The following is a 14,911-nucleotide window of genomic DNA, read 5'->3' as shown; positions in this document are numbered from 1 at the left end:
GTCACGGAAATAAGGCCCAAGAATGAAAACGCCCCTGATTACCCGCGAAGGTTATGAAAAACTGAAGCAGGAACTCGATTTTCTCTGGCGTCAGGAGCGCCCGGAAGTCACCAAAAAAGTCACCTGGGCGGCCAGCCTCGGCGACCGCAGCGAAAACGCCGACTATCAATACAACAAAAAGCGCCTGCGCGAGATAGACCGCCGCGTACGCTATCTCACCAAGTGCCTGGAAAATCTCAAAATCGTTGATTACTCCCCTCAGCAGGAAGGCAAAGTCTTTTTTGGCGCATGGGTGGAAATTGAAAACGACGACGGCGATGCATTACGTTTTCGCATCGTTGGCTATGATGAAATTTTTGGCCGCAAAGATTACATCTCTATCGATTCGCCGATGGCACGCGCCCTGCTGAAGAAAGAGGAAGGCGACGTGGCGGTAGTGCAAACCCCCGGCGGTGAAGCAACCTGGTACGTTAATCAAATTGAATACGTGAAATAGCCCCCAGAACCGTCTGAGAAGCCCTGCGCGGCTGGCATTTTGCAATGCCAGTCCGTATAACTATCCCCTGATTTTTGTTCAGAAGATGAAATGACATGATGAATGATTCGCTCTGCCGCATTATTGCGGGTGAACTTCAGGCACGAACCGAACAGGTGGAATCCGCCGTTCGCCTGCTTGATGAAGGGAACACAGTGCCGTTTATCGCGCGCTATCGTAAAGAAGTCACCGGCGGTCTGGATGACACGCAATTGCGTCAGCTCGAAACCCGCCTTGGTTATCTGCGCGAGCTGGAAGAGCGCCGCCAGGCGATTCTGAAATCGATTGGCGAACAGGGCAAACTCAGCGATGAGCTGGCAAACGCCATTAACGGCACGCTGAGCAAAACCGAGCTTGAAGATCTCTACCTGCCGTACAAACCAAAGCGCCGCACGCGCGGGCAAATTGCCATTGAAGCGGGGCTGGAACCGCTGGCAGATTCCCTGTGGAATGACCCGTCGCAAGACCCGGAAACGCTGGCCGCAACGTTTGTCGATGCCGATAAAGGCGTCTCCGACAGCAAAGCGGCGCTGGATGGCGCGCGCTATATCCTGATGGAACGCTTCGCGGAAGATGCCGCGTTGCTGGCAAAAGTGCGTGACTATTTGTGGAAAAACGCCCATCTCGTCTCCACCGTAGTTAGCGGTAAAGAGGACGAAGGTGCCAAATTCCGCGACTATTTCGATCACCACGAACCGATTTCGACTGTCCCTTCGCACCGCGCGCTGGCGATGTTTCGCGGGCGTAACGAAGGCGTGCTGCAACTGGCGCTGAACGCCGATCCGCAGTTTGATGAGCCGCCAAAAGAGAGCCACTGCGAGCAAATTATTATCGACCACCTCGGCCTGCGCCTGAACAATGCGCCAGCGGACAGCTGGCGTAAAGGCGTAGTGAGCTGGACGTGGCGTATCAAAGTGTTGATGCATCTGGAAACGGAGCTGATGGGTACCGTGCGCGAACGCGCGGAAGATGAGGCCATCAATGTTTTCGCCCGCAACCTGCACGATCTGCTGATGGCCGCCCCTGCCGGGCTGCGCGCCACGATGGGTCTCGATCCGGGTCTGCGTACCGGTGTGAAAGTCGCGGTGGTGGATGCCACCGGCAAACTGGTCGCCACCGACACCATCTATCCGCATACCGGGCAGGCAGCAAAAGCGGCAGTAGCCGTCGCGGCGCTGTGCGAAAAACACAATGTTGAACTGGTGGCGATTGGTAACGGCACCGCCTCGCGCGAGACGGAACGCTTCTACCTTGATGTGCAGAAACAGTTCCCGAAAGTGACCGCACAGAAAGTGATTGTCAGCGAAGCGGGCGCATCGGTTTATTCCGCTTCCGAGCTGGCAGCGCTCGAATTCCCGGATCTGGATGTTTCACTGCGCGGCGCGGTCTCCATCGCCCGTCGTTTGCAGGATCCGCTGGCGGAACTGGTGAAAATCGATCCGAAATCTATCGGTGTCGGCCAGTACCAGCACGATGTCAGCCAGACGCAACTGGCGCGCAAACTGGATGCGGTGGTCGAGGATTGCGTAAACGCCGTTGGCGTTGATCTGAATACCGCCTCTGTGCCACTGCTAACGCGCGTCGCCGGTTTAACCCGCATGATGGCGCAGAATATTGTCGCCTGGCGCGATGAGAACGGTCAGTTCCTGAACCGCCAGCAGCTGCTGAAAGTGAGCCGTCTGGGGCCAAAAGCCTTTGAGCAGTGTGCGGGCTTCCTGCGCATTAACCATGGTGACAACCCGCTGGATGCGTCTACTGTTCACCCGGAAACCTACCCGGTGGTTGAACGTATTCTGGCGGCAACCGAGCAGTCACTGCGCGATCTGATGGGCAACAGCGCGGAGCTGCGCAAACTGAAAGCCAGTGATTTTACTGATGCACAGTTCGGTGTACCGACGGTGACTGACATCATCAAAGAGCTGGAGAAACCGGGGCGCGACCCGCGTCCTGAGTTTAAAACCGCGACCTTTGCCGAAGGCGTGGAAACGATGAATGACCTGCTGCCGGGAATGGTGCTCGAAGGCGCGGTAACCAACGTGACTAACTTTGGCGCCTTCGTTGATATCGGCGTGCATCAGGATGGCCTGGTGCATATCTCATCGCTGGCGGATAAGTTTGTCGAAGATCCGCATACCGTGGTGAAAGCGGGCGATATCGTGAAGGTCAAAGTGCTGGAAGTGGATTTACCGCGTAAACGAATCGCGTTGACTATGCGTCTGGACGAGCAGCCAGGCGACACCAGTTCTCGTCGTGGCAACGGCAACAGCAGCAACCGCGATAACGGCAATCGTAATGCTGCGCGCCCGGCGAAAGCACCACGCGGTCGCGACAGCCAGCCGAGCGGCAACAGTGCAATGATGGATGCGCTCGCTGCGGCAATGGGTAAAAAACGTTAATCTTTCCCCCTCCCTTAACCGGGAGGGGGTTTTTGCAAACACATTCGAAAAAGTCCAAATTAAATCTGCCGCCTGATGAACGAAAAGCAATTAACTCGTTATTTCACCTGTCATTTACTATTCAAAATTATTAACTAATCACGCTTATATTTAATTGCACTAACGACAGCTGCATTATTTTCCTTGCGCGGTGCACATTACAAATATTAAACACGCATTAACTTTGTAAAATAAAAATTATCTTTTTAACCTGCCGGCAATATTTCTTCCTTTTGTAGCGGGAATTCACAACCCTACGAATTTTTGCGCTACATCAAAAGAGAATCAAATTATCAATTCTGCCCCCGGCAAACGCATTTTTATGATTGATGATAAAAACTATTCTCATTATCATCGGGTCAGTAGATTATTTCTCCACTCCTTCGATGATGAACAGTGCGCCAGACGGCGCGTGATAACTCTTGGCTCGCAGCGTAAATAAGTAGGCTCTATGCAATTCTCTCCTGACAGCGCGTGGAAAATTACCGGTTTCTCTCAAGAAATAAGCCCGGCCTGGCGACAGAAACTCCTGTCATTAGGGATGTTGCCCGGATCCTCTTTTAATGTGGTACGCGTCGCCCCTTTGGGTGACCCTATTCATATTGAAACCCGCCGCGTTAATTTAGTGTTACGGAAAAAAGATCTCGCGTTCCTCGAACTGGAAGCGGTATCTCGTTAATCAGCCAGTCGTTACAAAGAGTGCAAAGTAAAAATGAAAAAATTGACCATTGGCTTAATTGGTAACCCGAATTCTGGCAAGACCACATTATTTAATCAGCTCACCGGCGCGCGTCAGCGGGTAGGAAACTGGTCCGGCGTAACCGTTGAGCGCAAAGAGGGCCAGTTCAACACCACCGACAACCAGGTGACGCTGGTCGATCTTCCCGGAACCTATTCGCTCACTACTATTTCCGCGCAAACGTCGCTCGATGAGCAAATCGCCTGCCACTACATTTTAAGCGGCGATGCCGATCTGGTGATTAACGTGGTCGATGCTTCCAATCTTGAGCGCAACCTCTACCTGACGCTGCAATTGCTGGAGCTGGGCGTACCGTGCATTATCGCCCTCAACATGCTGGATATCGCCGAAAAACAGAAAGTCCGCATTGATATCGACGGCCTGGCCGCACGCCTGGGCTGCCCGGTGATCCCGCTGGTTTCCACGCGTGGTCGCGGGATTGAAGCGCTGAAAATGGCTGTCGATCGTCACCAACACAACGACAATGTTGAACTGGTGCATTACGCCCAACCCCTTTCCCGCGAAGCAGACGCGCTGGCGCAGCAAATGGCCGATGATGTGCCGTTGCAGCAGCGTCGCTGGATGGGCCTGCAAATGCTCGAAGGTGATATTTACAGCCGCGCCAACTCTGGCGTCAGCGAACAGCAACTGGCTGCCTCGCTCGCACGTCTGGGAACGGAAATGGACGACCCTGCGTTGCACATTGCCGATGCGCGTTATCAGTCGATTGCGGCGATTTGCGATACCGTCAGCAACACGCTCACCGCCGAGCCAAGCCAGTTCACCGCCGCGGTTGACCGCATCATCATTAACCGCTTTTTGGGTTTGCCGATCTTTTTGTTCGTCATGTATTTGATGTTTCTGTTTGCCATTAACATCGGCGGCGCATTCCAGCCCATTTTCGACGCGGGCTCAGTAGCCATATTTATTCATGGTATTCAGTGGCTGGGTTATACGCTGCACTTCCCGGAATGGCTGACCGTGTTTCTGGCACAAGGGCTTGGCGGCGGTGTCAACACCGTGCTGCCGCTGGTGCCGCAGCTCGGCATGATGTACCTGTTTATGTCCTTTCTTGAAGATTCCGGTTACATGGCACGCGCCGCGTTTGTGATGGACCGCCTGATGCAATCGCTGGGGCTGCCGGGCAAATCTTTCGTACCGCTGATTGTCGGTTTCGGTTGCAACGTACCGTCAGTGATGGGCGCGCGTACATTAGACGCGCCGCGTGAACGTCTGATCACCATTATGATGGCGCCGTTTATGTCCTGCGGCGCGCGTCTGGCCATCTTCGCGGTTTTCGCTGCCGCCTTTTTCGGCCAGCAGGGAGCGCTCACCGTCTTCTCGCTGTATGTGATCGGTATCGTCATGGCGATCCTTACCGGCCTGGTGCTGAAACATACGCTGCTGCGCGGCGAAGCATCACCGTTTGTGATGGAGCTGCCGGTTTACCACGTTCCGCATCTGAAAAGCCTGTTGCTGCAAACCTGGCAGCGTCTGAAAGGCTTTGTCATCCGCGCGGGTAAAGTGATTATCATCGTCAGCATTTTCCTCAGCGCGATGAACAGCTTCTCGCTGGATGGCCGCACCGTACACAAAATTGATGAATCCGCACTGGCCTCTGTCAGCCGTGTATTTACCCCGCTGCTGGAGCCGATTGGTGTGCATGGCGACCACTGGCAAGCCACCGTAGGTCTTGTCACAGGCGCAATGGCGAAAGAGGTGGTCGTCGGTACGCTGAACTCACTTTACACCGCGGAAAATATTGAACAGGAAGTCTTTAACCCGGCGGAATTCAGCCTGACGGGTGAGCTGATTGCCGCTCTGGAAGACACGGCGAAAAGCGTGAAAGAGACATTCAGCCTGAGCGTGCTGGCTAACCCAATCGAAGCCAGTAAAGGAGATGGCGAAATGGCGACCGGCACCATGGGCGTGATGAGCGAAAAATTTGGCAGTGCAGCAGCCGCTTACAGCTACCTGATTTTTGTGCTGCTTTATGTGCCGTGCATCACCGCGATGGGCGCTATCGCCCGCGAATCCAGCCGGGGCTGGATGGGCTTCTCGGTGCTGTGGGGGCTGAATATCGCCTACTCACTCGCCACGCTCTTTTACCAGACGGCGACTTTCAGCGATCATTCGGTCTACAGCCTGACCTGCATTCTGGCGGTTCTGCTTTTTAACGTGGTGGTAATTAGCGCCCTTCGTCGCGCCAGAAGCCGGGTGGATGTCAGCCTGCTGGCCACGCGTAAAACTGTCGTCAGCTGCTGCGACAGCCCGGCAGGCGATTGTCACTAAGGAGCAACCACATGGCGTCGTTAATTGAAGTGCGTGATTTGTTGGCATTGCAAGGCCGGATGGAGGCTCAGCAACTGAGCGCCGCGCTGCATACGCCGCGTGCGATGATCGACGCCATGCTCGGTCGCATGGAAGCCATGGGTAAAGCTGTGCGTATTCAGGAAGAGGCTACCGGTTGTTTAACCGGTAGCTGCAAGCAGTGCCCGGAAGGGAAAAGCGCCTGCTCTCGTGAGTGGTGGGCGCTTCGTTAAACGAGCCTGGATTTCAGCGCCAACAACGCCTCGCAAAACGCTGCAGGATGGGAAACAAACGGCGCATGTGCCGCTTTCGGGAAAATTAACGACTCGCTCTGCGGCCATATATCATCCAGTAACGGAACGATTTTACGCGGCACCAACCCGTCAAGACGTCCATACATACGCAAAAACGGCAGCGTCAGTCCACTCAGTGCTTCGCGTAAATCCACCGTTTTTAAAATCTCCAGCCCGCCGTTCAGCACTTCGGTTGGCGGCATCGGAAGCGACAGTACCGCGTTTTTAAGCTCGCGCGCATCCTGTCTTGCGGTTTCGGTGCCGAGCGTCTGCAAGGCCAGGAAACGCTCAACGGTACGCTGAAAATCCTCACTCAATTGCTGTTGAAATCCGGCCAGCACCTCAGGTTTGATGCCCGCCCAATCACCCTGTGCGCTAAAACAGGGCGATGAGGCCACCGTAACCAACGCGCTAACGCGTTCAGGTGATTGCAACGCAATCTGGCTCGCCACCAGCCCACCCAGGCTCCAGCCCAACCAAATCGCTTTTTGTGGCGCGTGAGATAACACGATATCCGCCATCTGCGGCAGTGTCAGTGCGCCAAACCCTTCGCTTCTGCCATAGCCTGGCAGATCCACTAAATGCAACGTAAATTGCGAACTCAGTTCCGGTGTAATGCAATCCCAGACCTGAGCATTCAGCCCCCATCCGTGCAGCAGCACAAGATGACAATTTCCTTCGCCTTTGGTTTGCCACCAGATGTTCTTCATCAGCTATTGTTCTCTTCTTTCACACAAGGAGGTGGCACATGCTAACAGTGCCAGGCTTATGCTGGCTATGTCGAATGCCATTGATGCTGAGCCAGTGGGGAGTCTGTTCCGGCTGCACGCGCGCCATGAAAGTGCGCGAAAAAGTTTGCCCTTTGTGCGGTTTACCCACCTCTCGCGACGACATTGCCTGCGGGCGCTGTCTGCAAAAACCGCCGCCCTGGCAGCGGCTGATTGCCGTCAGCCGTTACGCGCCACCACTTAGCCCGCTGGTGCAGCAGTTTAAATTTTTGCCTCGCCCGGAAATCGCCCGTGCGCTGGCCCGTCTGCTGCTGTTAGCCGTGTTAAACGCCCGCCGCAGCGGAAACTGGCAGACGCCGGATATGATCTTAAGCGTACCGCTGCATGCGCGTCGCCAGTGGCGCAGAGGGTTTAATCAAAGCGATCTTCTGTGCCGGGAGCTGGCTCACTGGTTACGAAGTCCCTATCATCCTGCCGCGCTGCGGCGGGTGCGGGCAACGCCTGTTCAGCATCAACTCAATGCCCGTTTGCGCAAGCAGAACCTGAAAAATGCCTTTCGTCTTGAATTGCCCGTTGCCGGTCTCCATATCGTCGTGGTGGATGATGTCGTCACGACCGGCAGCACCGTTGCGGAAATCACCCGGCTGCTTTTACGCAGCGGCGCAGCAACTGTTCAGGTCTGGTGCCTGTGTCGAACCTTGTAGACCCTCGATGATGGGCGTATTATAACCAAGTAAAATAGTCAACTATTAGGCCATTGCTATGATCCGTATTTCCGACGCTGCCCAAGCGCACTTTGTCAAACTGCTGGCAAATCAGGAAGAAGGGACACAAATCCGCGTATTTGTGATTAACCCAGGCACGCCCAACGCTGAGTGTGGCGTCTCTTATTGCCCGCCGGACGCGGTTGAAGCCACCGATACCGCGCTGAAATTTGAACAACTGGTTGCCTATGTCGATGAGCTGAGCGCGCCGTATCTGGAAGATGCGGAAATCGATTTTGTCACCGACCAGTTGGGTTCTCAGCTGACGCTGAAAGCGCCGAATGCCAAAATGCGTAAAGTGTCCGACGACGCGCCGCTGATGGAGCGCGTGGAGTATCTGCTGCAGTCCCAAATCAACCCACAGCTGGCCGGCCACGGCGGCCGCGTTTCGCTGATGGAGATCACCGATGAAGGCTACGCCATTCTGCAGTTTGGCGGTGGCTGTAACGGTTGCTCCATGGTCGACGTGACGCTGAAAGAGGGTATCGAAAAGCAACTGCTGACCGAGTTCCCGGAGCTGAAAGGCGTTCGCGATCTGACGGAACACCAGCGCGGCGAGCACTCTTACTACTAAGTCTGCTTTCTGTTATAGATTGCCCGGCGGCGTTCTGCCTGCCGGGTCTACAACGTTAATCCAACTGTTACCCGTATCTCCCCGCCCACATTTCTCTTTTCTTACCTGTTTAGTTTCCTGGCGTTAATATGACGCATGTCTCAGATCTTACATTTAGATCGCCAGAGTGATTCTCTTTTCATGGATGTTACCCGTATCATTCCTGCCAGCACCGACAACTTAAAAAACATCCGACTACAATTTTTAGCAATGGATGTCAGCCGCAACGGTGCCGCAGCTCGCTCTTTCCTCTTTGGGAATTATCAGCGGCTGCCAGAAACACTGACGTTACCCATAACAAATTAAAGGCCAGGTAAATCATGCCATTAGTCATTGTCGCTATCGGTGTTGCTCTCTTACTCCTGTTAATGATCCGCTTCAAACTGAACGGATTTATTGCTCTGATCCTCGTGGCGCTCGCCGTGGGGATGATGCAGGGCATGCCGCTCGATGCCGTTATTAAATCGATTAAAAATGGTGTCGGCGGGACGCTCGGCAGCCTTGCGCTGATCATGGGCTTTGGTGCCATGCTCGGCAAACTGCTGGCGGACTGCGGCGGCGCACAGCGCATTGCCACCACGCTTATCGAAAAGTTTGGTCGCCAGTACATTCAATGGGCAGTCGTGCTGACCGGTTTTACCGTCGGTTTCGCGCTGTTCTATGAAGTTGGCTTCGTACTGCTGCTGCCGCTGGTGTTCACCATCGCGGCGTCCGCACGCATTCCGCTGCTGTATGTTGGTGTGCCAATGGCGGCAGCCCTGTCCGTGACGCACGGCTTCCTGCCTCCGCACCCGGGTCCAACGGCGATTGCGACCATTTTCCATGCGGATATGGGCAAAACGCTGCTCTACGGTACGCTGCTTGGTATCCCAACCGTTATCCTTGCTGGCCCGGTCTATGCCCGTTTCCTGAAAAGCATTGATAAACCGATCCCGGATGGCCTCTACAACGCGAAAACCTTCACCGAAGAAGAGATGCCGGGCTTTGGCGTCAGCGTCTGGACATCGCTGGTACCGGTGATCCTGATGGCATTGCGCGCGGTAGCAGAAATGCTGCTGCCGAAAGGCCATGCGCTGCTGCCTTACGCAGAGTTCTTCGGCGACCCGGTCATGGCAACCATGATTGCGGTGCTGATTGCGGTATTCACCTTCGGCTTGAATCGTGGTCGTTCGATGGACGACATCAACGAAACGCTGACCAGCTCCATCAAAATCATTGCCATGATGCTGCTGATCATCGGCGGTGGCGGTGCGTTCAAACAGGTTCTGGTTGATAGCGGCGTCGATAAATACATCGCTTCAATGATGCATTCCACCAATCTCTCCCCGCTGTTTATGGCGTGGTCAATTGCCGCAGTGCTGCGTATCGCGCTGGGTTCCGCCACCGTTGCGGCAATTACAGCGGGCGGTATTGCGGCGCCGCTGATTGCCACCACCGGCGTGAGCCCGGAGTTGATGGTGATTGCGGTCGGTTCCGGTAGCGTGATTTTCTCTCACGTTAACGATCCGGGTTTCTGGCTGTTCAAAGAGTATTTCAACCTGACCATCGGCGAGACCATGCGCTCCTGGTCGGCGCTGGAAACTATCATTTCCGTTTGCGGTCTGGTTGGCTGCCTGCTGTTGGGCATGGTGGTTTAATTCAGTCACTGCACGTAGAAAGGCCCGGATAACCGGGCCTTTTTTATTTCCGCTTTGCCGCCGCTTTGCGACGTCGGTCGAGGTCTTTTAATAACTTATTGACCTTTTCATCGGCAAACATCGCCTCCAGCGACACCGCCAGCTTCCGCCGCCAGTTTTTATACTGGTAACTGGTGCCCGGAATATTCACCGGCCCGGCCATATCCAGCCAGTCTTCCGGTTGCAGGCCTAACAACGCGCTATTGCTATCGGCGATATAACGCTGCATTCCACGGTTGAGCACCGACGTCATTGGCGTGCGTGACGCTTTGTGTCCGGCACGCTGCGGCAGGCAGCCGTGCTGATGAAGCGCATCGAGCAGCCCCTGTTTCGCCAGTTCGCGATCCTGATACAAGCCGCGTAAAACAACCTCATCCGGATAGAGTCCCAGCGTTTTACCGAGCGTCAAATCGCCGCTTTCCCAGTAGCCTCGCAATGTAGGGAGATCGTGCGTTGTCGCCACCGCCATTGACTGTTGCGGGTACGCCTGCGGCGCGCGGAACGTTTTTTCATGATCGTTTTCGAAGTAGAGCACCTTGTAGGAGTACACGCCGCTGCTGCGCAATTTACCGACAATCTCCACCGGCACGGTTCCCAGATCTTCACCAATTACCATGCATTGATGACGCTGGCTTTCCAGCGCGAGAATGGCGAGCAGGTCATCGACAGGGTACTGCACATACGCACCGTGATCCGCCGTTTCACCATACGGGATCCACCAAAGACGCAGCATCGACATCACATGATCAATGCGCAGCGCACCGCAGTTTTTCATATTGGCACGCAGCAGATCGATAAATGGTGTATAAGCGCGGGCGTGGATCACGTGCGGATCCATCGGTGGCAAGCCCCAGTTTTGCCCCAGCGGGCCGAGAATATCCGGCGGCGCACCAACGGAAGCTTTCAGGCAATACAGCTCGCGGTCGCACCAGGTTTCTGCACCACCTTCGGCGACACCCACGGCCAGGTCGCGATACAAACCAATCGGCATCGCGTAACCCTGGCTGGTTTGCCAGCAATCGGCGAACTGGGTATAAGCCAGCCATTGCAGCCAGAGGTAGAAATTCACCTCATCCGCATGGGTTTTGCAGAACGCTTTCACCTGCGGGCTGTGCGTATTCTGGTATCCCTCCGGCCACACCGGCCAGCCCCAGCGCAGCAGATCTTCTTTCACCTGGTTTGCGTGAATGGCATCGAACGCCGCCTGCCAGTAGAGGCTTTCACCTTCCTGCTGCACAAAACGCTGGAACGCCACAGCCTGTTCATCGCTCTGCGCACGCTGGCGGAAGCGCTGCCACGCCATACGCAATGCCTCCAGTTTCAGCGCGGTGACGGTGGCGTAATCCACCCATTGCGCATCGCGGGCGGCCCGCAGCGTTTCGCGTGTCGTGGGCAGATGCCACCAGGCCTGCGCCTCTTCGCTGTCGCGAAAATCCGCCACCGCATTGACATCGATATAGATAATATTCAACCAGCGGCGCGATGACGGGCTGTACGGGCTGGCGCTCTCCGGGTTCGCCGGATAGAGCGCATGAATCGGGTTAAGCCCGATAAACGCCCCGCCACGGCTGGCCACCTCGCCAAGCATCTTTTTCAGATCGCCGAAATCGCCAATCCCCCAGTTACTCTCAGAACGCAGGGTGTAAAGCTGCACACATGCGCCCCACAGTTTCTTACCGTCGAGCAGCGCCTGAGGTTCATAACAGCGCGCTGGCGCGATGATCACCCGGCACTGCCAGTGCTGATTTTTCTGCGTCACGGTCAGCGTGTGATAACCCAGCGCCAGGCCGGTGGGCAGCGGCAAACTCCCCCCTCCGCGCACGTCGCCCTGGTACTGCTTGCCCGTTTCCGTGGTGAGTTGCCACTGGAAATCTCCTTTACCAGCAACCGGCAGCACCTTTTTCTTGCCATGGATAAATACTTGTACCACGGGCACCGGCGGCGCACTGGCTGCCACCGCAGGCACTGGATGCATCGCATCCAACAAACGCTGCTTGGTTTTCACAGTAATGGATTGCGGTTTACCGTGCGCATTGATGTAGTTTGGGCTGATCCCCGCCGCCAGCGCGGCCTGTTCCAGACGTTTACTCTCCATCACCCTTCCTTAGCGTTTCGCCTGCCAGATACGGGTTTGATAATCGCGGATCGAACGGTCGGAGCTGAACATGCCGCAGCGTGCGGTGTTCAGGATCGCGGCACGCGTCCAGGCTTCCTGGTCACGGTAGAGCACATCGACACGTTTTTGCGCGGCCACGTAATCGGCGAAATCCGCCAGCACCAGATACGGGTCGCCGCCCTGTTTGCCGATACTGTGCAACATCTGGTCGAATGCGTGTTTATCGCCATCGCTGTATTTACCGCTTTCCAGTTCTTTCAGCACCGCATCCAGTTGCTTGTCTTTTTTGCGCCACTTCAGCGGGTCGTAACCTTTCGCTTTCAGCGCCTTCACCTGCTCAACGGTGTTACCGAAGATAAAGATATTCTCCTCACCCACCTGTTCGGCAATCTCGACGTTAGCACCGTCCAGCGTACCGACGGTTAACGCGCCATTCAGCGCCAGCTTCATGTTGCCGGTGCCGGATGCCTCTTTACCGGCAGTCGAAATCTGCTCGGAAACATCCGCCGCCGGAATCAATTTTTCCGCCGCCGATACACAATAATCCGGCAGGAAAACGACCTTCAGTTTGTCGCCAATGCTGGCGTCGTTATTAATCACTTCCGCCACTTTATTGATGGCATAAATAATATTTTTCGCCAGGTAGTAGCCCGGCGCGGCCTTCGCACCAAACAGGAACACGCGCGGTACGCGGTCTGCTTGCGGGTTTTCGCGGATCTCTTTATACAGCGCAATAATATGCAGCAAACCAAGATGCTGGCGTTTGTACTCATGCAAGCGCTTGATTTGGATATCAAACAGCGCATGCGGATTGATTTCTATGCCGGTACGCGCTTTCACAAACGCCGCCAGCTGCTGTTTGTTGTGCTGTTTTATGTCGCGGTACTGTTTACGGAACGCCGCGTCGTCGGCGTATTTCTCCAGGTTAATCAACTGGTCGAGATCGTTGGCCCACTCTTTTTTCAACGTCTTATCAAGCAACGCAGCCAATTGCGGGTTGCACTGTTTGATCCAGCGACGCGGAGTGATGCCATTGGTGACGTTATGGAATTTGCCCGGCCACAACTGGTGGTATTCCGGGAACAGATCTTTTACCACCAGATCCGAGTGCAGCGCCGCAACGCCGTTGACCGCGAAACCGCCAACCACGCACAGGTTCGCCATGCGGACTTGCTTGTGATGCACTACCGCAAGTTTTTCCCACGCCGCTTTGTCGCCCGGCCAGGTTTTCTCGACCAGCACTTTAAATTTGTCGTTGATCTGCTTAATGATTTGCATATGGCGCGGCAGCAGCGTTTTCACCAGCGTTTCGTCCCAGCGCTCCAGCGCTTCCGGCATCAACGTATGGTTGGTATAGGCGAAAGTACGGCTGGTGATCGCCCACGCATCATCCCAGCTCAGCTGATGTTCATCGATCAGCACACGCAGCAGCTCCGGTATGGCGATGGTCGGGTGCGTATCGTTGAGTTGAATGACTTCATAGTCCGGCAGTTGCGCCAGCTTGCGTCCGGCCAGGTGATGGCGGCGCAAAATATCGGCTACCGAGCAGGCGCACTGGAAATATTGCTGCATCAGACGCAGCTTTTTGCCCGCCTGATGGTTGTCATTCGGGTAGAGCACTTTGGTAAGTTTTTCCGCATCAATACCCGTTTGTTCGGCACGCAGGAAATCACCATCGTTAAACTTAGTGAGATTAAACGGATGCGCGTGGGTCGCCTGCCACAGACGCAGCGGCTGAGTGACACCATTGCGATAACCGATAACCGGCAGATCCCAGGCTTCGCCTACAATCGTGAAAGCCGGTTGCCAGTGACCTTCTTTGCTGACTTTCCCGCCAATGCCTACCTGCACATCTAATTGCTCGTTATGGCTAAACCATGGATAGCTGCGGCGATGCCAGTCGTCCGGCGCTTCGTGTTGTTGCCCGTCAACAAAAGACTGGCGGAACAAGCCGTATTGATAGTTCAGACCGTAACCAGTGGCCGACTGACCAACGGTGGCCATCGAATCGAGGAAACAGGCCGCCAGGCGCCCTAAACCACCGTTGCCGAGCGCTGGATCGATCTCCTCTTCCAGCAGGTCGGTGAGGTTGATGTTATGGTGTTGCAGCACCTCGCCAACGCCCTGATACCAGCCCAGATTCAACAAGTTGTTGCCGGTCAGGCGACCAATCAAAAACTCCATGGAGATATAGTTAACGTGGCGCTGATTTTTCGCCGTTTTCGGTGCAGGCTGCGCCGCCAGCAGTTCCGCCAGCGCACCGCTGACCGCTTGCCACCACTGGCGGGTTGTCATGTCGCTCGCGGCCTGAACCCCAAAACGCTGCCACTGGCGCGTAAGAGCCGTTTCAAATTCCGCTTTATTAAACGTTGGCTTTGACATAAAGAATCCGGGTCCTGTAATGAAGTAAATCGACGTTTGTGCTAGTGTGCCTGGCTCAACAGGTGACTTCCTCATCCTGCCAGGGATTAGCCGGGGAGGAGTAGCGGGGATGAGCGAAAAGTGTGATCGCCGCCACCTAAAGGTAGCGTCTTTTTTGAACATTACTCAATCAAAAAAGCAGCAACAGATGAGGGGAAATTCACCCTGCCTACAGGCAAAATGAAATGATGTTTCGGAGAGAATAAATATTGCTGACCGGTGAGAATTTAGCGAAATAATATTTCGCTGAGCGGAATTGTTCGTTTTTTGCTATTTGTGCG

12 protein-coding genes are annotated in these 14,911 nt (G+C 55.1%); 9 read left to right on the top strand and 3 right to left on the bottom strand.

Going from position 1 to position 14,911, the window contains the following annotated elements; genetic code table 11:
* The first annotated feature begins 22 nt into the window (after positions 1-22).
* From greB to feoC, 5 genes are all read left to right on the top strand, one after another.
* A complete protein-coding gene (greB, locus tag JKP81_RS08450) occupies positions 23-496 on the top strand; it encodes a transcription elongation factor GreB (protein WP_200551374.1) in 474 nt (157 codons plus the stop codon).
* A gap of 95 nt (positions 497-591) precedes the next feature.
* The gene (locus JKP81_RS08445; RefSeq protein WP_200551373.1) at positions 592-2,931 is read left to right on the top strand and encodes a Tex family protein; all 2,340 of its coding nucleotides are present in this window, start codon (positions 592-594) and stop codon (positions 2,929-2,931) included.
* 490 nt (positions 2,932-3,421) lie between these two features.
* Entirely contained in the window at positions 3,422-3,649 is a 228-nt protein-coding gene (gene feoA, locus JKP81_RS08440; RefSeq protein WP_017459530.1) for a ferrous iron transporter A, read from the top strand.
* Between the two features lie 33 nt (positions 3,650-3,682).
* Entirely contained in the window at positions 3,683-6,001 is a 2,319-nt protein-coding gene (feoB, locus tag JKP81_RS08435) for a Fe(2+) transporter permease subunit FeoB (protein WP_200551372.1), read from the top strand.
* An 11-nt stretch (positions 6,002-6,012) separates the two neighbouring features.
* Positions 6,013-6,252 carry a [Fe-S]-dependent transcriptional repressor FeoC gene (gene feoC / locus JKP81_RS08430; RefSeq protein ID WP_017459532.1) on the top strand — a complete coding sequence of 80 codons (240 nt, stop codon included), beginning with the start codon at positions 6,013-6,015 and terminating at the stop codon, positions 6,250-6,252.
* On the opposite strand, the gene bioH is transcribed toward feoC, so the two are convergent.
* On the bottom strand, positions 6,249-7,022 hold the full coding sequence (bioH, locus tag JKP81_RS08425; protein ID WP_200551371.1) for a pimeloyl-ACP methyl ester esterase BioH: 774 nt from the start codon (positions 7,020-7,022) through the stop codon (positions 6,249-6,251). The genes feoC and bioH overlap by 4 nt on opposite strands.
* A 38-nt stretch (positions 7,023-7,060) precedes the next feature.
* Here bioH and gntX point away from each other — a divergent pair, with 38 nt between their 5' ends.
* The 4 genes from gntX to gntT all read left to right on the top strand — a co-directional run bounded on the left by gntX (position 7,061) and on the right by gntT (position 10,054).
* A complete protein-coding gene (gntX, locus tag JKP81_RS08420; protein WP_200551370.1) occupies positions 7,061-7,744 on the top strand; it encodes a DNA utilization protein GntX in 684 nt (227 codons plus the stop codon).
* Between the two features lie 58 nt (positions 7,745-7,802).
* Complete coding sequence (gene nfuA / locus JKP81_RS08415; protein ID WP_131411915.1) at positions 7,803-8,378, top strand: Fe-S biogenesis protein NfuA; 576 nt, start codon at positions 7,803-7,805, stop codon at positions 8,376-8,378.
* A 135-nt stretch (positions 8,379-8,513) separates the two neighbouring features.
* On the top strand, positions 8,514-8,723 hold the full coding sequence (locus JKP81_RS08410) for a hypothetical protein (RefSeq protein ID WP_200551369.1): 210 nt from the start codon (positions 8,514-8,516) through the stop codon (positions 8,721-8,723).
* Positions 8,724-8,737: 14 nt separating this feature from the next.
* Positions 8,738-10,054: a gluconate transporter gene (gene gntT / locus JKP81_RS08405; RefSeq protein ID WP_020455560.1), complete on the top strand. Its 1,317-nt coding sequence runs from the start codon at positions 8,738-8,740 to the stop codon at positions 10,052-10,054.
* A 43-nt stretch (positions 10,055-10,097) separates the two neighbouring features.
* Here gntT and malQ read toward each other — a convergent pair whose 3' ends face one another.
* On the bottom strand, positions 10,098-12,188 hold the full coding sequence (gene malQ / locus JKP81_RS08400; RefSeq protein ID WP_200551368.1) for a 4-alpha-glucanotransferase: 2,091 nt from the start codon (positions 12,186-12,188) through the stop codon (positions 10,098-10,100).
* 9 nt (positions 12,189-12,197) lie between these two features.
* Positions 12,198-14,591, bottom strand: a complete 2,394-nt coding sequence (gene malP / locus JKP81_RS08395; protein WP_200551367.1) for a maltodextrin phosphorylase — start codon at positions 14,589-14,591, stop codon at positions 12,198-12,200.
* Positions 14,592-14,911: the final 320 nt, after the last annotated feature.

The organism is Kosakonia sp. LAM2021 (assembly GCF_016620385.1).
Classification (GTDB): Bacteria; Pseudomonadota; Gammaproteobacteria; order Enterobacterales; family Enterobacteriaceae; genus Kosakonia; species Kosakonia sacchari.
The sequence above is the reverse complement of the archived record's forward strand: the minus strand, read 5'-3'. Positions and strand labels throughout refer to the sequence as shown.